Consider the following 19,686-nt stretch of genomic DNA (forward strand, 5'->3'; position numbering starts at 1 on the left):
ACCCGGGCGGGTCGTCTTCCCGAACCCGGGACGGACTGCTTACATGGAGTCATGGCCATCGAGCACGACTTCTTCGGACTCCTCGAGTCGGGCCCCGACGGGTCGATCTTCTGGAGCGAGAGCGTCGAGTTCGGCGACCAGAGCGTCACGGTCGATCTGACGGCGCCCGATCAGGACGACGTGTCGGCGGAGGCGCTCGACGTCGCGGCATCCATGATCTCCGCGCTCGAGTCGATCGATCTCGCCGCGCGCAACGCGATGGTGAACGAACTCGACTCGCGCACGAGCGAGGTCACCGAGTACATCCTCCAGCAGCAGGCGACGCTCGGCGACGAGCTCGAGGACCTCCTCGTCGACGCCTCCGGTGACACCCACATCGATGTCATCAAGGCGCTCCAGCTCATGAGCATGACGATCCTCGCCGACGAGCACGGCGGCGCCGACCCGTTCGCGGTCCTCGAGTACGCGCTGGATCCCGACGCGACCGACGACGTGCTGCTGGTCAATCTCGCTTCCGACGGGCGCGTGCAGTCGGTCACGAGCGCCGACTGAGGCCCGTGCAGACCTTCCTGCCGTATCCCTCGTTCGTCGATTCCGCCCGCGCTCTCGACCTCAAGCGCCTCGGCAAGCAGCGGGTCGAGACGTTCCAGCTGCTGCGCGCACTGACCGTGCCCGACCACGGCTGGAGACACCACCCCGCAGCCAAGATGTGGGACGGGCACCTTCCCGCGCTCGTGTCGTACGGCCTGGTCATGACCGACGAGTGGATCGCCCAGGGCCGAGCCGACACGGTGCGCGAGAAGATCCTTGTCTTCGCTCCCGAGGTCGACGGCGTCGCTCAGGCGGACCTCGACCTCCCGCCGTGGATCGGCGACGAGGCGTTCCACCTCGCGCACCGGTCGAACCTGGTGCGCAAAGACCCCGAGTTCTACGTGCCGAGGTTCGGCGACGTGCCCGACGACCTGCCCTACATCTGGCCGGTCTGATTCACACCGCCTGCGCGAAGCCGGCGTCGGCGGCGGCGATGTCCTTGGCGAGGTGCGCGAGGTGCGGCGGGATCTCGCGGCCCTTCGACACCATCGACTGCGCCCACAGGCGACCGGCGCGGTACGACGAGCGCACCAGCGGGCCGGCCAGCACACCGAGGAAGCCGATGCGCTCCGCCTCCTCCTTGAACTCCACGAACTCGGCGGGCTTGACCCAGCGCTGCACCGGCAGGTGACGCGGGGTCGGACGCAGGTACTGCGTGATCGTGATGATGTCGGTGCCCGCCGCGTGCAGGTCTTCGAGGGCTTGGACGACCTCCTCGGGCTCCTCGCCCATGCCGAGGATGAGGTTCGACTTCGTGATGAGACCCGCGTCGCGGGCCGCGGTGAGCACTCCGAGCGAGCGCTCGTACCGGAACGCCGGGCGGATGCGCTTGAAGATGCGCGGCACCGTCTCGACGTTGTGGGCGAACACCTCGGGTCGCGACGAGAACACCTCGTCGAGGTGCGAGAGGTTGCCCGAGAAGTCGGTCGCGAGGATCTCGACCCCGGTGCCCGGGTTCTCGGCGTGGATGCGGCGCACCGTCTCGGCGTGCAGCCACGCGCCCTCGTCGGGCAGGTCGTCGCGGGCGACGCCGGTGACCGTCGCGTAACGCAGCTGCATGCGCGTCACGCTCTCGGCGACGCGACGCGGCTCGTCGGTGTCGTAGTCGGCGGGCTTGCCGGTGTCGATCTGGCAGAAGTCGCACCGGCGCGTGCACTGCGAGCCGCCGATGAGGAAGGTCGCCTCGCGGTCCTCCCAGCACTCGAAGATGTTGGGGCACCCGGCCTCCTGGCAGACCGTGTGCAGCTCCTCGGTCTTCACGAGATTCTGCAGGGCCGTGTACTCCGGCCCCATCTTCGCCTTGGTCTTGATCCACTCGGGCTTGCGTTCGATGGGCGTCTCCGCGTTGCGCACCTCCAGGCGCAGCAGCTTGCGCCCGTTCGGAGCGGTGGATGCCGGCGCCCCGGCGTTGCCGGTCCCGCAGGCGCTCATGCTGCCACCGCCGCGTACTCGGCGCGGAACACGCGTTCGATCGAGGGGACGAGGTCGACGGGGGAGACGTCGGCGCCGAGCACCTCGCTGACGGTCGTGACCCCGGCATCCGAGATCCCGCACGGGACGATGCGCCGGAACGCGGCGAGCGAGTTGTCGCAGTTGACGGCGAAGCCGTGCATGGTCACTCCCTTTTCGACGCGGACCCCGATGGCCGCGACCTTGTCGACGCCGAGGGGGCGCCGGACCCAGACGCCGCTGCGTCCCTCGACGGTGAAACCGTCGACGCCGTGCGCGCCGAGGGCGGAGACGAGCAACGCCTCGAGACGGCGGACGTGGGCGACCACGTCGATGGGCTCGGGCAGGCGCACGATGGGGTACCCCACGAGCTGGCCCGGGCCGTGCCAGGTGATCTTGCCGCCGCGATCGACGTCGACGACGGGAGTGCCGTCGTCGGGCCGCTCGTGCGCCTCGGTGCGCTTGCCGGCCGTGTAGACGGCCTCGTGCTCGAGGAGCAGGAGCGTATCGGGCCGGTCGCGCGCGACCACGTCGGCGTGGATGCGGCGCTGGTGGGCCCAGCCGTCGAGATAGGGAACGAAGTGCGGGTCGAGTCCCGCGAGGTGGATGTCGAGCACGACCCCTCCGATGTTGGATTGCGTCCAAGAATACACCGGGCCCCCGCCTCTAGGCTGGAGCGATGGCATCCGAGTCCCGCAGTGGTCGCCCCCGCGCGTCGTCTCGCGAGGTGCTCGCCGAAGCGGCGTGCGAGCTCTTCCTCGAGCAGGGCTACGACGCCACCTCGGTGTCCGACATCACGCGCCGCGCCGGCGTCAGTCGGTCGAGCTTCTTCAACTACTTCTCGGCCAAGGGCGACGTGCTGTGGTCGGGCTTCGACGCGCAGTCGGAAGAGGCCGTCCGCCGCCTCCGCGACGATGTCGCCATCGACGGTGCACTGGCGGCCATCGGCGAGGGGCTCGCTCCGGATGCGCTCGCCCTGGCCATCACGAATGCCGAGGCGATGGGGCTCGCCGCCGAGCTCGACCGCGACCGCGCGGTGCGTCAGTTCCGGCTGCAGCGCGAGATCGCGGCGCGAATGGTGCGCGGCGGCGCCGCGCCGTTGATCGCGCAGGTGCGCGCCGGGGCCTCGGCCGCCGCGGTGCTCGCGGCCGTGTGGGCCTGGGCGGACCGCACCGCGTCCGGTGGATCACTGACCGATATCCTCACCGAGGCCCTCGCCTCGGCGTGATGCCCGCGCCCGTCGGGACTCGTGCGATGCCGCCCCGGCCGGGGCGAGCGGCGCGACGGCGCACGCCCGCGTAAACTCGTCTCATCATGGCGACTTTCGGCACCCTCTCCGACCGGCTCACAGAGACCTTCCGCAACCTCCGGAAGAAGGGCCAGCTCACACCCGCCGACGTCGACGGGACGGTGCGCGAGATCCGCCGTGCCCTCCTCGACGCCGACGTGGCGCTGCCCGTCGTCAAGGAGTTCACGGCGTCCGTGCGCGAGCGCGCCCTCGGCGACGAGGTCAACCGAGCCTTGAACCCCGCGCAGCAGGTGGTGCAGATCGTCAACGACGAGCTGATCGGCATCCTGGGCGGCCAGCAGCGCCGTCTGCAGTTCGCCAAGAACCCGCCGACGGTCATCATGCTCGCCGGCCTCCAGGGCTCGGGGAAGACGACCTTCGCCGGCAAGCTCGCGAAGATGCTCGAGAAAGACGGGCACACGCCGCTGCTCGTCGCCTGCGACCTGCAGCGCCCCAACGCCGTCAACCAGCTCCAGGTCGTCGCCGAGCGCGCCGGCGCCGCCATCTACGCGCCCGAGCCCGGCAACGGCGTCGGCGACCCGGTCAAGGTCGCCCGCGACGGTGTCGCGCACGCCACGCGCCAGCAGCACGACATCGTCATCATCGACACCGCCGGTCGCCTCGGCGTCGACGCCGAGCTGATGAAGCAGGCGTCCGACATCCGCAAGGCCACCCAGCCCGACGAGGTGCTCTTCGTCATCGACGCGATGATCGGTCAAGATGCGGTGAACACGGCCAAGGCCTTCCAGGACGGCGTCGACTTCACCGGCGTCGTGCTGTCCAAGCTCGACGGCGACGCCCGCGGTGGTGCCGCGCTGTCGGTCGCCTCGGTCACCGGCCGGCCAATCATCTTCGCGTCCACCGGTGAGGGTCTCGACGACGTCGAGCCCTTCTACCCCGACCGCATGGCATCCCGCATCCTCGACCTTGGTGACATCCTCACTCTGATCGAGCAGGCGCAGAACGCCTTCGACGAGGCCGAGGCGATGAAGGTCGCCGAGAAGCTCGCGACCGAGACGTTCACGCTCGAGGACTTCCTCGAGCAGATGCAGCAGATGAAGAAGATGGGCTCCATGAAGAAGATGCTCGGGATGCTCCCGGGCATGGGAAGCATGAAGCAGCAGCTCGAGGACTTCGACGAGCGCGAGATCGACCGCACCGAGGCCATCATCCGCTCCATGACGCTCGCCGAGCGTCGCAACCCGAAGATCCTCAACGGCTCCCGCCGTCTGCGCATCGCGCGCGGTTCGGGCATGACCGTCACCGATGTGAACCAGCTCGTCCAGCGCTTCGACCAGGCCGCGAAGATGATGAAGACCGTCGCTCGCGGCGGTGTGCCCAACATCCCCGGCATGGGTCCGGTGGGCGGCAAGCCCGGCGCCTCGTCGAAGCGCGGCAAGCAGCAGAAGGCGAAGGGCTCGCGCTCGGGGAACCCGGCCAAGCGCGCGGCCGAGAACGCCGGTATCGCGGCATCCGCTCCGGCCACCGGCTCGGGCTTCGGCCTGGGCGGTCAGGCGGCGCCGAGCGAGGCCGACCTCGCCGAGCTGCAGAAGATGCTCGGACGCGGCTGAGCCGCTCCCGAACGGCCGGCGTCCGCCTCAGGGCAGGATGCCGGCGTCCTGCAGCGCCGACATGACGGTCTGCTCGATCGCGCGTTGACCGCGCGGGGTGGGGTGGACGTCGTCCTCCTGCATCCACTCCGGGTGGCCGGCGAGGGGCTGGCCCACCTCGACGAAGGTGCCCCCCACCGCGTCGACGGCGTCGCGCAGCGCGTCGGAGGTGACGGCGGTGTCGTCGGGGACGTCGGGGTCGTCGTTCCAGATGGTGCTCAGGCCCACGATGCGGGCATCCGGCACCGCGTCGTGCAGGGACTGGATCGTGTCGGCGGTGTCGACGCGCACGTCGTCTCCGTCTTCCCAGAAGTCGTTGCTGCTGGACTCGACGATGAGCAGCTGGGGCTGCAGCGCCGTCACGGCGGGGACGAAGCCGGAGTACGTGGTGCCGCAGTCGCCCTGCACGACGAAGCCCATGCCCGGGCAGGCGAGATTCGTCAGCGCGAGACGGGCGCGGCTGCCCAGCAGTGTCGGCCACGCTTGTTCGGGTGCGAGCCCGTAACCCGACATGAGCGAATCGCCCAGCGTCACGACCCGCTCCGGCGTCGACGCGGTGGGCGAGGCGGTGGGGGAGGGATGCAGCGCCGGGGCAGCGAACGTCGGCAGCGCCTCCGGCTCGGTGGGCTCCGCGGCGCAACCGGCGAGGACGGTGACGAGACCGGAGGCGAGGGCGATCGTCGAAACCGCGGCGAGTCGGCGTCCGGTCATCATGAGGCCGATCCTAAGAGCCCCCACCTATGAACGGGCGTGGAGGGCGGGCGCTCACACCCGCAGAGCGGCGAGGTGCTCGCGCAGCGTCGGGCCGCCGCGGAACTCGCGGATGAGGTGCTGAACGACCTCGCGCAGGTCGCCGTCCGCCGCCTCTGCCACCGCGATCTGGCGAGCCGAGCTGCCCCCGGTCGCGAGGATCGTCTCGAGGCTGGCGAACTCCCGGGCGCACTTGAGCTCCACCGCGACGTCGGCGAGCTGCTCCATCGTCTCGCGGAGGTGCTCGACGACGGGCCGCTGCGTGCCCTCGCGGTCGACGATCACGCGGGCGTCGAGGCCGTACCGGGCGGCGCGCCACTTGTTCTCGCGGGCGTACCAGGGCGGGATGCCGGGCAGCTCGCGCCCATCGTCGAGCAGGCGCGAGAAGTGCTCGACGAGCGTCTGCGCCAGGGCGGCGACGGCCGCGAGCTCGGGGAGGGTCGACATGCCGTCGCACGCGCGGATCTCGACCGTGCCCCACCGGGGCGCCGGACGGATGTCCCAGCGCACCTCGCTGGCATCCGCCATCACCCCGGTGCGGACCATGTCGTCGAGGTAGTTCTCGAAGTCGCCCCAGGTCTCGAGCTGCCAGGGCAGACCGGCCGTGGGCAGTTGCTGGAACACGAGCGCGCGGTTGGACGCGTAGCCGGTGCGCTCGCCCGCCCAGAACGGGCTGGATGCCGACAGCGCCTGCATGTGCGGGAGGAAGACGGTCAACGCGTTGACGATCGGCATGACCTTCTCGACGTCGTCGACGCCGATGTGCACGTGGATGCCCCAGATCATCATGTTGCGTCCCCACCACTGGGTGCGCTCGATGAGGGTGTGGTAACGCGTCTTGTCGGTGACCTGCTGGTCGTACCACTGCGCGAACGGGTGGCTGCCTGCGCACAGCAGCTCGACGCCGCGCGGTTCGGTCTGCTCGCGCAGGGCGCAGATGGCGTCGCCGATGTCGTCGACCGCCTCGGCGACGGTATGGCCCACCCCGCTGGTGACCTCGACCGTGTTGGTCAGCAGTTCGCCGGTGACGGTGAAGCGCTCGAGCGTCGAGCTCTCTTCGACCTCCGCGAGGATGTCGGGCGCGCGGGGGACCAGATCGCCCGTCTCGCGGTCGGCGAGCATGAGCTCCCACTCCAGACCCACGGACGAACGCGTCGATGCAGCGAACGGCAGCCTCATGCGGTCAGTCTGACACGGTGCCCGAATGCCGGGATGCTCCGCTACCCTCCGAGTCGGTCCGTGTCGCGGCGCGTCGCGTGTCACCGCGGGGTCGCGGCATCTGGCAGAATAGAGGGCTGGACCCGCCACTCGACCCTCTATCCAGTGTCGGTCCACCCTTTTGAGCTTCCGCCGGGTGTGCACCCCACTCTCCAGGCGTTCGGTTCGTTCGTTTTCATCATTTGGAGTCATCGTGGCTGTCAAGATCCGTCTCAAGCGCCTCGGAAAGATCCGCGCGCCCTACTACCGCATCGTCGTCGCCGACTCGCGCACCAAGCGCGACGGTCGTGTGATCGAGGAGATCGGCAAGTACCACCCGACCGAGGAGCCCTCGTTCATCGAGGTCGACTCGGAGCGCGCGCAGTACTGGCTGTCGGTCGGCGCCCAGCCCACCGAGCAGGTCGCCGCCATCCTCAAGCTCACGGGCGACTGGGGCAAATTCAAGGGCGACAAGGACGCCGTGTCGACCGTCAAGGTCCGCGAGCCCAAGGCCGCGTTCGAGGCCGACGCCTCGAAGAAGTCGGTCGTCAAGCCCAAGGCCGAGAAGAAGGCCGACGCTCCCGCCGAGGCGCCCGCTGAGGACGCCGCCGAGACCTCGGCCGAGTAATCCCCGTGCTGTCCGCCGCGCTCGAACACGTCGTCAAGGGGATCGTCGATCACCCCGACGCCGTGACCATCCGTTCCAGCTCCTCCCCGCGTGGTGAGGTGCTGGAGGTTCGCGTGCACCCCGATGACCGGGGTCGCGTGATCGGGCGCGGCGGTCGCACCGCCAAGGCTCTGCGCACGGTCGTGTCGGCTCTCGCCGACGGTCGCCGTGTGCGCGTCGACGTCGCCGACGACTGATGGCGAACGGCGACACCGCGGGCTCTCAGCCCGCCAAGACCCAACTCCGCGTCGGCCGCCTGGTCAAGGCCCACGGCCTCAAGGGCGCCTTCAAGCTGGAGCTGTACACCGACGACCCCGACGGCCGTTTCGTGCCGGGCGCCGCGTTCACCCTGCAGGTGCCGGAGTCGTCGCCGTGGCATGGACGCGACCTCGTCGTTCGCGAGTTCCGCTGGATGAACTCGCACCCCGTCGTCTTCTTCGAGGGCGTCGACGATCGCACCGCGGCGGAGGAGCTCGTCAAGGCGATCCTATGGATCGACCAGGACACCGAGACCGCCCCCGCCGAAGACGACGCCTGGTACGACCATCAGCTGATCGGTCTCGACGTGATCCGTGACGGCGACGTCATCGGTCGCGTCGTGCGCGTCGACCACCTCCCGGCGCAAGACCTGTTGATCGTGCGTCCCACGTCGGGCGACACCGAGGTGCTCGTCCCCTTCGTCAGCGCCATCGTGCCCGAAGTCGACATCGCCGGCGGTCGCGTCGTCGTCACGCCCCCGGCGGGTCTGTTCGAAGACCTCCCGGCCGAGCCCGACGACGAGCCGGAGCCGGCCGACGCCGCCGAGCCCGCCGGCGCCGACGCGCCCACCGACCGCGAGGACTGACGTGCGCATCGACGTCGTGTCGATCTTCCCCACGATCTTCGACGCCCTCGAGGTGTCGCTCCTGGGCAAGGCGCGGCAGAGCGGTCTGCTCGACATCCACGTGCACGATCTGCGTGACTACACGCACGACCGCCATCGCACGGTCGACGACACCCCGTACGGCGGGGGCGCGGGCATGGTGATGAAGCCCGAGCCCTGGGGTGCGGCCCTCGACGACATCGTCTCCGAGGCCGACGACCGCCCCGTGATCGTCTTCCCCTCACCCGCCGGGGAACGCTTCAGCCAGGCCATCGCCCGCGAGCTCTCGACCGCGCCGCGGATCGTGTTCGGCTGCGGCCGTTACGAAGGCATCGACGAGCGCGTCTTCGACTACGCCGCCGAGCGCGGTGACGTCCGGCTGCTCTCGCTGGGCGACTACGTCCTCAACGGCGGCGAGGTCGCCGTCATGGCGATGGTCGAGGCCATCGGCCGACTGGTTCCGGGAGTGGTCGGCAATCCCGAGAGCCTCGTCGAGGAGTCGCACGAGGACGGACTCCTCGAATACCCCTCGTACACGAAGCCCGCCGTGTGGCGAGAGCGCGAGGTCCCGCCGGTACTGCTGAGCGGCAACCACGGCGCGGTGGCAACGTGGCGTCGCGAGCAGCAGGTGCAGCGGACGCGCGAGCGTCGTCCGGATCTGCTCGCCGACTGACTCCGGTCGGGGAGCGCGCCCCTCGCGTGAACCCCCGCGGCCCCGCATGGTCGGAGCCGCACCCCGCCGAAGCGTACGCCCCGGGGCCGGACGAGACGGATGCCGCGACCTCGAGGCCGCGGCATCCGGTGCACCCGCGTCAGTCGACGCCGAGGAACGAGCGGTCGGTGAGCACGATCGGGCCGTCGGCCGTGATCGCGACGGTGTGCTCGGAGTGCGAGCCCCGCGAGCCGTCGGCGCTGCGCAGCGTCCACCCGTCGGGATCGGTGACCAGCTTGTCGGTGGTGTGCAGGAACCACGGCTCGAGAGCGACGACGAGACCCGCGCGCAGCGGATAGCCGCGACCCGCCTTGCCGTCGTTGGCGACGTGCGGGTCGCCGTGCATGGTGCGGCCGACGCCGTGGCCGCCGAAGTCGGTGTTGATCGACAGGCCCTCCGCGTGCGCGACAGCGGCGATCGCCGCGGAGATGTCGCCGATCTTGTGCCCGACCGTGGCTGCGTCGATCGCCGCGGCGAGGGCGCGCTGGGTCGTGTCGATCAGCGCGAGGTCCTCATCGCGCGGGGTGCCGACGACGAACGACACTGCGGAGTCCGCCACCCAGCCGTCGACGGAGGCCGCGAAGTCGAGCGAGACGAGGTCGCCGTCGCGCAACGCGTAGTCGTGGGGGAGACCGTGCAGGACGGCGTCGTTGACCGAGGTGCACAGCACCTTGCCGAAGGGGCTCGCGCCGAAGGACGGGTGGTAGTCGATGTAGCAGGACTCGGCGCCGGCGGAGCGGATCATGTCGTGGGCACGGCGATCCAGGTGCAGGAGGTTCGTGCCCACCTTGGTCTCGTCGCGCAGCGTCGCCAGCACCTCCGCGACGAACCGTCCCGCGGGACGCATCGCCTCGATCTCGGCCGGTGTGCGCAGTTCGATCATGGTGTTCCTTCCGTCGAACCTCCATTCTCGCCGATGGATGCCGAGCCCCGGGGACATCGGCTTCTCAAAGCGCGCGCACATCGTCGCGCCGTAGCATCGGCCCATGGTGCTGCGCCGACTGTTCTTCCGCTGGTTGTTCCCGGCCGCCTTCGTCCTCCCGCTGTGGCTGTTCGTGGGCTGGATCGTGTTCTCCGGCGGCAGCGGGTGGGCACTGCTGTGGCTGCTGGTGGCGATCCCGGCCGTCTTCGTGTCGCAGCTCGTGCTGGCCCTGTTCATCCGGGCGCGCGCGAGCGTGCGCGAGACCCGGGCGGTGTCGTGGCGCGACCTGGCCGGCGTCGGTGCGTGGCAGCTCGCGATCATCGCGCTGGGGTCCTTCGACTCGCGCGTCTTCTTCCCGCTCCTGGTGCTCTCGGTGGTCGGAGCGCTCCTGCTCTTCTGGTCGTCGCTGTCGCAGTTGTGGAACGAGGCCCGAGGTGCGGTCACGGTGCTGCACACGACCGATGGCACCGCCTACATCCCCCCGACGCGGCCGCGCGAACAGCCGACCGGCGCGGGCGAGGTCATCGTGGTGTCGGAGTCTCGCCGCGACTGAGGCCTCGTTTTGGCCGCACGCCCCGCGCGTGGCAGAATGGACGCTTGTGCCCTGACCGGCTCTGCCTCAGGGGAGTCCGCCGCATCCGCGGCCTCGGGTACGCCTCACCCTTTTCCCTTTTATCGTGCGATCGACCTGTGGCGGTCGCAGGAAGTGACGATCATGCAGATCCTCGACTCCGTCGACGCGGCTTCGCTCCGCTCCGACATCCCCGCCTTCGGCCCCGGTGACACCGTCAAGGTGCACGTGAACATCACCGAAGGCAACCGTTCGCGTATCCAGGTTTTCCAGGGCGTCGTCATCGGCCGCTCCGGCGACGGCGTGCGCGAGACCTTCTGCGTCCGCAAGGTCAGCTTCCAGGTCGGCGTCGAGCGCACCTTCCCGGTCCACAGCCCCGTGATCGACCACATCGAGGTCGTCACCCGCGGTGACGTGCGTCGCGCGAAGCTCTACTACCTGCGCAACCTGCGCGGCAAGAAGGCCAAGATCAAGGAGAAGCGCGACCGCTGAGTCCCGTCTTTCCCGAACGCCCCGTGGGTCCGCCCACGGGGCGTTCGTCGTTCCCGGCGGGCGCGCGGTGTATTCACGGGCGATCCGGTCACGCGGCGGTCCCCGGGTGTGCGACCCTGGTTCGTGCGGTTCTCCGGTGTGCGGGAACCCGGTGAAGGAACACATGAGCGACCAGACCGCCTCGACCCCGGATGCCACGGCATCCCCCGCCACCGCACGTCGCCGCCGCGGGTGGGGAGCCTTCCTCCGTGACCTGCTGGTCATCGTCGTCATCGCGCTGCTGGTGTCGTTCCTGGTCAAGACCTTCGTCGTGCGCTCGTTCTACATCCCCTCGGGGTCGATGGAGAACACGTTGATGATCAAGGACCGCATCCTCGTCGACGAGATCACGCCCCGCTTCGGCGACTACCACCGCGGTGACGTCGTCGTCTTCCGCGATCCGGGCGGGTGGCTGCAGACCCAGCCCACGGTCGAGCGTTCCCCGGTGGTCGAGGGCGTGGACTGGGTGCTGTCGATCTTCGGCCTGTCGGCTCCCGACAGCGACGACCACCTCATCAAGCGCGTCATCGGAACGGCGGGCGATCACGTCGTGTGCTGCAACGCTCTGGGGCAGACGACGGTCAACGACGTGCCGCTCGAGGAACCGTACGTGCGCCTCGCGCCCGGGGCGACGGCGCCCGAGCCCGTGCCGTACGACGTCACCGTGCCCGAGGGCTCGTTGTGGGTGCTCGGTGACAACCGCAACAGCTCGCGCGACTCCCGCTACAACCAGGATCAGCCCGGGCAGGGCTTCGTCCCGGTCGACAACGTGGTCGGTCGCGCCTTCCTCATCACCTGGCCCTTCGACCGTTTCGGTCTGATCGACTTCCATCACGACGTGTTCGCGGGCGTCCCCGCGCCGGCGGCGAGATGATCGAACCCACTCTCACGCTCGAGCGCCGTGTGCTGAAGGAGCACGCGATCGTCATCGCGTGCGACGAGGTGGGCCGGGGCGCGCTGGCGGGCCCCGTGGCGGTGGGGGCCGCGGTCATCGACCCGTCGCGCTCCCGCAAGCGGGTACCGGCGGGACTGCGGGACTCCAAGCTCGTGCCCGAGGCGCGCCGGCCCGAGGTCGCGGCGCGGGCGGCGGCGTTCGTCCAGCACAGCGCCGTCGGGTGGGCGAGCTCCGTCGAGGTCGACGAGATCGGCATCATCCGCGCGCTGGGGCTGGCGGCGGTGCGGGCGATCGCCGACCTGCGGGCGCACGGGGTCGTCCCCGAGGAGGCCCTGGTCATCCTCGACGGCAATCACGACTACATCACCCCGGCGGGGGAGCCCGATCTCACCGTGCGCCCGATCGTGAAGGCCGACCGGGACTGCGCGAGTGCGGCCGCGGCATCCGTCATCGCCAAGGTCGCGCGCGACTCGCTCATGACGGGACTCCACGACGACCTTCCGGCCTACGGCTGGGCGCGCAACAAGGGCTACGCCAGCGTCGACCACCGTGACGCGATCTCCCTGCACGGGATGAGCGAGCACCACCGCCACTCCTGGGCCATCGCGGCGGCGCCGACGCTGTTCTGACGTCCCGTCGTCCTCTCGCCTGCGGGCCGTCCGGACGCGCCCGGCGACCGCACGCGTGCGACCTCGCAGACGCCGCGCGCCTAGGATGGAACCACCATGGATGACGACGTCTTCGAGGACTACGACCGCGAACTCGAACTGGCCCTGTACCGCGAGTACCGCGATGTCGTGCGCCAGTTCACTTACGTGATCGAGACCGAGCGCCGGTTCTATCTCGCGAACGACGTCAACGTCGTGCGCCGCGACACCGAGCACGACTTCTACTTCGAGATCTCGATGACCGACGTGTGGGTGTGGGACATCTACCGCGCCGACCGTTTCGTGAAGTCCGTTCGCGTGCTGACATTCAAGGACGTGAATGTCGAGGAGCTCTCGCGCCACGACTTTCAGCTGCCCGACGAGCTCTCGCTCGACAGCTGACGCCTCCTCCCCAGGCGGCGCGTCGAACGATCCATCCCCAGAACGGGGTTCGGTTCCGACGGGCTCGGTGAGCGGGATGCCACGCTCTCGGGCATGGCAGCGAAAGACGACCTCGGCAGGGCCGGGGAAGACCGCGCCGTCGCCTATCTGAGCGGCGACGGCTACCGCATCATCGCGCGAAACTGGCGATGCCCGCAGGGCGAGATCGATATCGTCGCCGAGCGCGACGGCACCCTCGTGGTGGTCGAGGTGAAGACCCGGCGCAGCGAGGACTTCGGGCACCCGTTCGAGGCGATCGACAAACGCAAGGCCGAGCGCCTGTGGCGTCTGGCGATGGCCTGGCTCGCCGCACACCCGCTGGAGGCGCGCGGGCGCCGTCTGCGCGTCGACGTGATCGGCCTCGTCGGCTCCGACCCCGCCTCGGCGCGGCTCGAGCACCTCGAGGATGCGTTGTGACGGTCGCGCGCACGTGGGCGGTGGCGCTGTCGGGGCTGCGGGGCGACCTCGTCGAGGTCGAGGCCGACGTGTCGTCGCAGACGCCCGAGTTCTCGATCATCGGGCTCGCCGACAAAGCTCTCGGCGAGGCGGGTCGGCGCGTGCGCAACGCCTGCGCCAACCGCGCGCTCGACCTGCCCAAGCGGCGCATCACCGTCAACCTGTCGCCGGCGAGCCTGCCCAAGCGCGGGTCCGGCTTCGACGTCGCGATCGCCGTCGCGGCGCTCGCGACGACGGTGAAGATGGATGCCGCCCACGTCGCCGACACCGTGCATCTGGGCGAGCTGGGACTCGACGGGCGGCTCCGGCCCGTGCCGGGAATCCTGCCGGCGGTCGTGGCGGCGCGACGGGCGGGGCATGCGCGCGTCGTGGTCCCCGCTCCCAATGCGGCCGAGGCCGCGCTCGTCGAGGGGATCGAGGTGTTCGCTCCCACCTGCCTGGCCGAGGTCGTCCGGTGGCACGGCGGGGCGAGCGACGCGCCCGACCTCCCCGCCGTCTCGACGCCGGCTCCGTCCGAAGACGGCGAGGAGATCCTCGAACTGGCTGACGTCGTCGGTCAGCCCGAAGCGGTCGACGCGCTCGTGGTCGCGGCGGCGGGCGGGCACCACCTGCTGATGAGCGGCCCGCCCGGCGCGGGCAAGACCATGCTCGCGCGGCGCCTCCCCGGCATTCTGCCGCCTCTCGACGACGAGGCCGCGCTGTCGGTCGCGTCGGTCCGATCGCTCGCGGGCGAATCGGTGACGCAGCTGTCGCGCATCCCTCCGTTCGAGAGCCCGCACCACGGTGCCACGGCGGCTGCGCTCATCGGCGGCGGGTCGGGCGTGGTGCGGCCGGGGGCGATCGCGCGCGCGAGCGAGGGGGTGCTGTTCCTCGACGAGGGCGGCGAGTTCCCCGCGTCCGTTCTCGACGCGCTGCGGCAACCGCTCGAGAACGGGACGATCCAGGTGCATCGGTCGGGTGTCACGGCGACCTATCCGGCCCGCTTTCAACTCGTGGTGGCCACCAACCCCTGCCCGTGCGGGCAGTACGGGGTCGTCGGGGGAGCGTGCGACTGCGCCCCGCAGGCGATCCGGCGCTACACGCGCCGCCTGTCCGGCCCCTTGCTCGACCGCATCGACATCGACCTGCGACTGCAGCGCGTCTCGTCGGCGCGGATGCAGGACGACACGCGGGGCGTCACGACCGCCGAGGCGCGCCGGACGGTGGCCCGCGCGCGGCAACGAGCGGCCGAGCGATGGCGGGACACCCCGTGGCGACGCAACGCCGATGTTCCCGGTACGTGGCTGCGGGGGCCGGCCGCGCCGGCGTCCGGCGTGCTCGAGCCCCTCGACAGCGCGCTGCGGCGCGGCGCGCTCACGCTGCGCGGATACGACCGGCTTCTCCGGGTCGCCTGGACGGTCGCCGACATCGCCGGTCACGACGATCTCCAGCTCGACGACGTCGGTCGGGCGCTGTACCTCCGGCGGGCGGCCGGCGCATGATGAGCGTCGTTCCCGGCGACGAGGCTGCGGCACAGGCACTGACGGGGGTGCGTCGGAACGGTGATGCCGAGGCGTACGCGCGCGTGGTGTGGAGCGTGCTCGTCGAACCCGGTGACAGTGTCGCCGGTGCGCTCATCGCGACGCACGGGGCGTCGGAGGCGCTGCGACGCGCCGCGACGGAGACGGATCCCGAGGTGGTGGCGGCCCGGGCGCGATGGATGCCACGGCTGCGACGAGATCTGGTCGACGCGGCGGTGGAGGCCGCGCGCCGCTGCGAGGGGCGGTTGATCCTGCCCGGCGACGATGCCTGGCCTCGCCGCCTCGACGACCTCGGCGCCCATGCACCGGTGGCGCTGTGGCGTCGGGGGATCGACCTCGAGGCCGGCGCCCCGGTCGTCGCCCTCGTCGGAGCGCGCGCGTCGACCGCCTACGGAGAGGGCGTGGCCGCCGACCTCGCGGCCGACCTCTCGGCAGCGGGGGTCACGGTGGTGTCCGGCGCCGCCTACGGGATCGACGGGGCGAGCCACCGCGCAGCGCTGTCCACGGGCGGGACCACGATCGCCTTCCTCGCCGGAGGCGTCGACCGCCCCTATCCCCGCGGGCACGAGGGATTGCTGAGCAGGATCGCCGCTAGTGGGGCCGTGTGGAGCGAGACGCCGTGCGGAACGCCCCCGACGAAATGGCGCTTCCTCAGCCGAAATCGCCTCATCGCCGCGATGGCCGACGTCGTCGTGGTGGTCGAGGCGGGATGGCGCAGCGGGTCCCTCAACACCGCTGCGCATGCCGCCTCCCTCGGGCGCGCTCTGGGCGCGGTGCCCGGGCCGGTCACCAGCCCCGCATCGGCGGGATGCCACCGCATCCTGCGGGAGTTCGACGGGGTCTGCGTGACTTCGGCCGCCGACGTGCGGGAGATGCTCGGCTCGGATGCCCCCGGGGAGGCGGGACGGGAGTCGCGGACCGACGACACGACGCGTCTTCTCGACGCCCTCTCGCCGCGGTCGTCCCGGACGACGGACGAGATCGTCCGGCGCAGCGGTCTCGCCCCCGATCAGGCCGAGGTGCTGCTCGGTTTCGCAGAACTCGAGGGGCGGGCCGTGCGTGACGACGACGGCTGGCGATCGAGGAGGAGAGAGGGCGGAGGGCGATGAGGACGACAGTGGGAACCGCTGCCCTCGGCGCGTGCGCACGGCGGCGCCCGTGCGGCGGTGCAGGCTGGAGGCATGCGCACGTCCGACGTCGTGGAGGGGTACCTCGCCCACCTCGCGAACGTGCGGCGCCTGTCGCCCGCGACCGTCCGGGCTTACCGCTCCGATCTGGCCGATCTGGTGTCGGTGGTCCGGGACCGCCCGATCACCGAGCTCGATATCGAGGACCTTCGGGAATGGCAATGGCTCGCGACGAAGGCGGGGCAGTCGAAGGCCACCGCTGCACGGCGCACGTCCACCGCGCGCGGATTCTTCTCGTGGGCGAGCGAGGAGGGGATCATCGGCACGGACCCCTCGCTGCGCCTGGTCTCGCCCAAGCGTGGGCGCTCGCTTCCGGCGGTGGCCACAGCCGACGCGCTCGACAGCGTGCTCGCGGCGGCGGCGCGCCGCGCGGAGAGCGGCGACGCGATCGATCTGCGCGACCACGCTCTCCTCGAGATCCTCTACGGTTCGGGGGCGCGGGTCTCCGAAGTCTGCGGTCTCGACGTCGACGCCGTCGACGTCGAGCGCCGCACCCTCCGCCTGCGCGGCAAAGGCGACAAAGAGCGGGTCGTCCCCTTCGGCGCCCCCGCGGAACGAGCCCTCCAGGCGTACCTCGTCCGCGGCCGACCCGTCCTCCGCGCCCGGGCGGAGGAGACCGCGAGCCGGATCCCTTCCGAGGGCTCGTCCGCCGGGGGCATCGACGATCGGGCGGTGTTCCTCGGGGCGAAGGGGGGTCGCCTCGGCCCGCGAGCCGTGCACGCGCTCGTGTCGCGCACCGTCGCACCGCACGTCGGCGCCGACACGCTCGGGCCGCACGCGCTCCGCCACTCCGCCGCGACGCACCTCCTCGACGGCGGCGCCGACCTGCGCACAGTGCAGGAGATCCTCGGTCACGCGAGCCTCGGGACGACGCAGATATACACGCACGTGTCGGCCGAGCGACTGCGCGACGCGTACAAGCTCGCCCACCCCCGCGCGTGACCACGTCGCGCAGTGTCTGGCATGGACCGCGTCGGCCCCCTAGCGTGGAGCCCGTGAGCTCCCGCCGTCTGTTCCCCGCGATCGTCGCCACCGCTGTACTGTGCGTCGCCGCGGCGGGCTGTGCGCCGACACCGCAACCCGTGGAGACGCGACTCCCGCCGGGCCTCGAGGCGCAGAGTCCTCGGCCCAGCGTCGCGGTACCGTCCCCGACCGTGGTGACCCTCTCGCCCGCCCCGTCCGCGACGGCCGTACCCGCCCCGTCGGTCGGCACGGTGGGAGCCGACGTCCTGGAGTGCGGGGGCGGGGAGAACCAGTCCGTGTCGGGAAGCGAGCGGAGCGTGCAGATCACCGGCACGTGCGGCGAGGTGACGGTGTCGGGTTCGGCCATCGAGATCGACGCCTCGACGGCGACGATCACGACGCTGCGCATCTCGGGGGATCGCGCCCGGGTGAGCGCGGGCCCGCTCGGATCCGTCGTGGTGCAGGGCAACGACGGTGTCGTGACGTCGTCGGCGTCGATCGACAGCGTCGACGTGTCGGGCGACCGTACGCGCATCGAGGCGGCCGGGGACATCTCGGCGGTGACGGTGCGCGGGCAGGACAACGTGGTGCGATCCGGGGGCAACGTCGGTTCCGCCGTCGTCGAGGGTCGCGGCAACCAGATCGGTTGACCGCGGGGCGGTCAGCAGCACGCTTTCAGCACAGCGCGGGGCACACCCCCGAGCAGCCGCAGCGGGTTGATGTACTCGCCGTTCCAGCGCACCCCGAAGTGCACCGTCCCCGGTCCCTCGTGGCCGCCGTCGGCCAGCCGGGCTACCACGGCGCCCCGAGCGACCGGATCGCCCACCGACAGCTCGGTCGTCGCCGGCTCGAGCGTCGTGACCAGACCGTCTCCGTGGTCGATCGTGACCACCGGCCGCCCCGCCACCTGCCCGGCGAAGGCGACGAGCCCGTCGGCGGGGGAGCGGAGCGTCGCTCCGGCCGCGAGATCGACCCCGCGATGCCCCGGACCGTAGGCGTGCGCGGGCGCCGCGAACGGGCGCAGCAGCTGCACCCCGTCGACGGGCCAGACCCACCCCCGGTCCTCGAGAGCGTCGTGGGCGGTGGATGCCGCGGCCGCTTCCGTCACGGCGAACGACACGGCGGGGGTTCCGATCACCAGCACGACGGCGAGCACGGCACCGAGCAGGGATCTGACTCGTTCGGGGTTCATCGCCGCAGTCTGCCCGCGTCCGACATGGATGGCAGGTCGCTTCGGTCCGCCTGGGGACCGCGCACGCGGTGGGGAGGAGGCGTCCTGTATGCTGGGGGACGCATCTCGCTCGTCGGGATGACTCCGCGTGCCCACAGCGCATCGCGTCTTCCTCGCAGAAGCCGCACCGCGCGGCATCCACACCCCATGGTCCTCCGCTCCGGCGGATGGCGGGTGTGCGCCGGGCACCAGGCTCGTCAGGCCTCCGCCTGACGCGAAACAACCACAACCACGGCGCAGTACGCGCCCAGAAACAGGAGTACGACCATGGCCGTCGTCACCATCCGCCAGCTGCTCGACAGCGGCGTTCACTTCGGACACCAGACCCGCCGGTGGAACCCGAAAGTCAAGCGCTTCATCCTGACCGAGCGCAGCGGCATCCACATCATCGACCTGCAGCAGTCGCTCGGCTACATCGACAAGGCGTACGAGTTCGTCAAGGAGACCGTCGCGCACGGCGGCACCATCCTCTTCGTCGGCACCAAGAAGCAGGCGCAGGAAGTCCTCGCCGAGCAGGCGACGCGCGTGGGCCAGCCCTACGTCAACCAGCGCTGGCTCGGTGGCCTCCTCACCAACTTCCAGACGGTGTCGAAGCGCCTCGCCCGCATGAAGGAGCTCGAGGAGCTCGACTACGAGAACCCGGCCGAAAGCGGCTTCACCAAGAAGGAGCTGCTGCTCAAGAAGCGCGAGCTCGACAAGCTGCACAAGTCGCTCGGTGGTATCCGCAACCTGCAGAAGACCCCCTCGGCCATCTGGGTCGTCGACGCCAAGCGCGAGCACCTCGCGGTCGACGAAGCCAAGAAGCTGGGCATCCCCGTCATCGGCATCCTCGACACCAACGCGGACCCCGACGAGTTCCAGTACCCGATCCCCGGCAACGACGACGCGATCCGCTCGGTGAGCCTGCTCACGCGCATCATCGCCGACGCCGCCGCGGAGGGCCTGATCCAGCGTCACCAGCCCGCCGGTGAGGAAGAGGCCGCCGAGCCCCTCGCCGAGTGGGAGCGCGAGCTCCTCGAGGCTCCCGCCGAGTCGACCGAGGCTCCGGCCGCCGAGTCCACCGAGGCGCCCGCTGCCGAGTCGACCGAGGCCGCCGACGCCCCGGCCGCCGACGCCGAGACCACCGACAGCAAGTAAGCCGCGTCGACGTCGCGTCACCGCGACGTCACCCGCACAGGCTACGATCCGGCGGGGTC

General features: G+C 70.9%; 25 protein-coding genes. 19 read left to right on the top strand and 6 right to left on the bottom strand.

What is annotated here, in order from left to right; all coding sequences use genetic code 11:
• The first annotated feature begins 51 nt into the window (after positions 1-51).
• Positions 52-552, top strand: a complete 501-nt coding sequence (locus tag Q9R20_RS12755; protein WP_311249685.1) for a DUF2004 domain-containing protein — start codon at positions 52-54, stop codon at positions 550-552.
• A 5-nt stretch (positions 553-557) separates the two neighbouring features.
• A complete protein-coding gene (locus tag Q9R20_RS12760) occupies positions 558-986 on the top strand; it encodes an MSMEG_6728 family protein (RefSeq protein ID WP_311249686.1) in 429 nt (142 codons plus the stop codon).
• A 1-nt stretch (position 987) separates the two neighbouring features.
• Here the strand turns inward: Q9R20_RS12760 and lipA are convergent, their stop codons facing one another.
• A complete protein-coding gene (lipA, locus tag Q9R20_RS12765; RefSeq protein WP_295840072.1) occupies positions 988-2,022 on the bottom strand; it encodes a lipoyl synthase in 1,035 nt (344 codons plus the stop codon).
• Positions 2,019-2,657: a lipoyl(octanoyl) transferase LipB gene (lipB, locus tag Q9R20_RS12770; RefSeq protein ID WP_311249687.1), complete on the bottom strand. Its 639-nt coding sequence runs from the start codon at positions 2,655-2,657 to the stop codon at positions 2,019-2,021. The genes lipA and lipB overlap by 4 nt, the downstream gene beginning before the upstream one ends.
• A gap of 62 nt (positions 2,658-2,719) precedes the next feature.
• Here lipB and Q9R20_RS12775 point away from each other — a divergent pair, with 62 nt between their 5' ends.
• Positions 2,720-3,268 carry a helix-turn-helix domain-containing protein gene (locus Q9R20_RS12775; RefSeq protein ID WP_311249688.1) on the top strand — a complete coding sequence of 183 codons (549 nt, stop codon included), beginning with the start codon at positions 2,720-2,722 and terminating at the stop codon, positions 3,266-3,268.
• Positions 3,269-3,354: 86 nt separating this feature from the next.
• Positions 3,355-4,899, top strand: a complete 1,545-nt coding sequence (gene ffh, locus Q9R20_RS12780) for a signal recognition particle protein (protein ID WP_311249689.1) — start codon at positions 3,355-3,357, stop codon at positions 4,897-4,899.
• A gap of 27 nt (positions 4,900-4,926) precedes the next feature.
• On the opposite strand, the gene Q9R20_RS12785 is transcribed toward ffh, so the two are convergent.
• The gene (locus tag Q9R20_RS12785; RefSeq protein WP_311249690.1) at positions 4,927-5,652 is read right to left on the bottom strand and encodes an SGNH/GDSL hydrolase family protein; all 726 of its coding nucleotides are present in this window, start codon (positions 5,650-5,652) and stop codon (positions 4,927-4,929) included.
• Between the two features lie 51 nt (positions 5,653-5,703).
• Positions 5,704-6,867 (bottom strand): glutamate--cysteine ligase, encoded by a 1,164-nt coding sequence (locus Q9R20_RS12790; RefSeq protein ID WP_311249691.1) that lies wholly within the window; start codon positions 6,865-6,867, stop codon positions 5,704-5,706.
• Positions 6,868-7,099: 232 nt separating this feature from the next.
• Between Q9R20_RS12790 and rpsP the strand changes: the two genes are divergently transcribed.
• From rpsP to trmD, 4 genes are read left to right on the top strand one after another with little or no spacing between them, the layout of a single operon-like run.
• Positions 7,100-7,513, top strand: coding sequence for a 30S ribosomal protein S16 (rpsP, locus tag Q9R20_RS12795; protein ID WP_116538114.1), 414 nt, complete (start codon positions 7,100-7,102; stop codon positions 7,511-7,513).
• 5 nt (positions 7,514-7,518) lie between these two features.
• Entirely contained in the window at positions 7,519-7,749 is a 231-nt protein-coding gene (locus Q9R20_RS12800; RefSeq protein WP_295840066.1) for an RNA-binding protein, read from the top strand.
• Complete coding sequence (gene rimM, locus Q9R20_RS12805) at positions 7,749-8,396, top strand: ribosome maturation factor RimM (RefSeq protein ID WP_311249692.1); 648 nt, start codon at positions 7,749-7,751, stop codon at positions 8,394-8,396. The genes Q9R20_RS12800 and rimM overlap by 1 nt, the downstream gene beginning before the upstream one ends.
• A gap of 1 nt (position 8,397) precedes the next feature.
• Positions 8,398-9,087: a tRNA (guanosine(37)-N1)-methyltransferase TrmD gene (gene trmD, locus Q9R20_RS12810; RefSeq protein ID WP_311249693.1), complete on the top strand. Its 690-nt coding sequence runs from the start codon at positions 8,398-8,400 to the stop codon at positions 9,085-9,087.
• Between the two features lie 139 nt (positions 9,088-9,226).
• Here trmD and map read toward each other — a convergent pair whose 3' ends face one another.
• Positions 9,227-10,009, bottom strand: coding sequence for a type I methionyl aminopeptidase (gene map / locus Q9R20_RS12815; RefSeq protein WP_311249694.1), 783 nt, complete (start codon positions 10,007-10,009; stop codon positions 9,227-9,229).
• A gap of 103 nt (positions 10,010-10,112) precedes the next feature.
• Between map and Q9R20_RS12820 the strand changes: the two genes are divergently transcribed.
• The 10 genes from Q9R20_RS12820 to Q9R20_RS12865 all read left to right on the top strand — a co-directional run bounded on the left by Q9R20_RS12820 (position 10,113) and on the right by Q9R20_RS12865 (position 17,909).
• Positions 10,113-10,601, top strand: a complete 489-nt coding sequence (locus Q9R20_RS12820; protein ID WP_311249695.1) for an MFS transporter permease — start codon at positions 10,113-10,115, stop codon at positions 10,599-10,601.
• Positions 10,602-10,763: 162 nt separating this feature from the next.
• Positions 10,764-11,111: a 50S ribosomal protein L19 gene (rplS, locus tag Q9R20_RS12825; protein ID WP_043363166.1), complete on the top strand. Its 348-nt coding sequence runs from the start codon at positions 10,764-10,766 to the stop codon at positions 11,109-11,111.
• Between the two features lie 163 nt (positions 11,112-11,274).
• Positions 11,275-12,024 (top strand): signal peptidase I, encoded by a 750-nt coding sequence (gene lepB / locus Q9R20_RS12830; protein WP_311249696.1) that lies wholly within the window; start codon positions 11,275-11,277, stop codon positions 12,022-12,024.
• Positions 12,021-12,674, top strand: coding sequence for a ribonuclease HII (locus Q9R20_RS12835; RefSeq protein ID WP_311249697.1), 654 nt, complete (start codon positions 12,021-12,023; stop codon positions 12,672-12,674). The genes lepB and Q9R20_RS12835 overlap by 4 nt, the downstream gene beginning before the upstream one ends.
• A 96-nt stretch (positions 12,675-12,770) precedes the next feature.
• Positions 12,771-13,094, top strand: coding sequence for a DUF2469 family protein (locus Q9R20_RS12840; protein ID WP_295840058.1), 324 nt, complete (start codon positions 12,771-12,773; stop codon positions 13,092-13,094).
• 93 nt (positions 13,095-13,187) lie between these two features.
• Positions 13,188-13,550 (top strand): YraN family protein, encoded by a 363-nt coding sequence (locus tag Q9R20_RS12845; protein WP_311249698.1) that lies wholly within the window; start codon positions 13,188-13,190, stop codon positions 13,548-13,550.
• Positions 13,547-15,070: a YifB family Mg chelatase-like AAA ATPase gene (locus tag Q9R20_RS12850; protein WP_311249699.1), complete on the top strand. Its 1,524-nt coding sequence runs from the start codon at positions 13,547-13,549 to the stop codon at positions 15,068-15,070. The genes Q9R20_RS12845 and Q9R20_RS12850 overlap by 4 nt, the downstream gene beginning before the upstream one ends.
• Complete coding sequence (gene dprA, locus Q9R20_RS12855; protein ID WP_311249700.1) at positions 15,070-16,218, top strand: DNA-processing protein DprA; 1,149 nt, start codon at positions 15,070-15,072, stop codon at positions 16,216-16,218. The genes Q9R20_RS12850 and dprA overlap by 1 nt, the downstream gene beginning before the upstream one ends.
• Positions 16,219-16,290: 72 nt before the next feature.
• Positions 16,291-17,238: a tyrosine recombinase XerC gene (locus Q9R20_RS12860; RefSeq protein WP_311249701.1), complete on the top strand. Its 948-nt coding sequence runs from the start codon at positions 16,291-16,293 to the stop codon at positions 17,236-17,238.
• A 53-nt stretch (positions 17,239-17,291) separates the two neighbouring features.
• Positions 17,292-17,909, top strand: coding sequence for a DUF3060 domain-containing protein (locus Q9R20_RS12865; protein ID WP_311249702.1), 618 nt, complete (start codon positions 17,292-17,294; stop codon positions 17,907-17,909).
• An 11-nt stretch (positions 17,910-17,920) separates the two neighbouring features.
• On the opposite strand, the gene Q9R20_RS12870 is transcribed toward Q9R20_RS12865, so the two are convergent.
• Entirely contained in the window at positions 17,921-18,451 is a 531-nt protein-coding gene (locus Q9R20_RS12870; protein WP_311249703.1) for a M23 family metallopeptidase, read from the bottom strand.
• 306 nt (positions 18,452-18,757) lie between these two features.
• On the opposite strand from Q9R20_RS12870, the gene rpsB reads away from it, so the two are divergent.
• Positions 18,758-19,627 carry a 30S ribosomal protein S2 gene (gene rpsB / locus Q9R20_RS12875; protein WP_311249704.1) on the top strand — a complete coding sequence of 290 codons (870 nt, stop codon included), beginning with the start codon at positions 18,758-18,760 and terminating at the stop codon, positions 19,625-19,627.
• Positions 19,628-19,686: the final 59 nt, after the last annotated feature.

This window comes from Microbacterium sp. PRF11, assembly GCF_031844085.1.
Classification (GTDB): Bacteria; Actinomycetota; Actinomycetes; order Actinomycetales; family Microbacteriaceae; genus Microbacterium.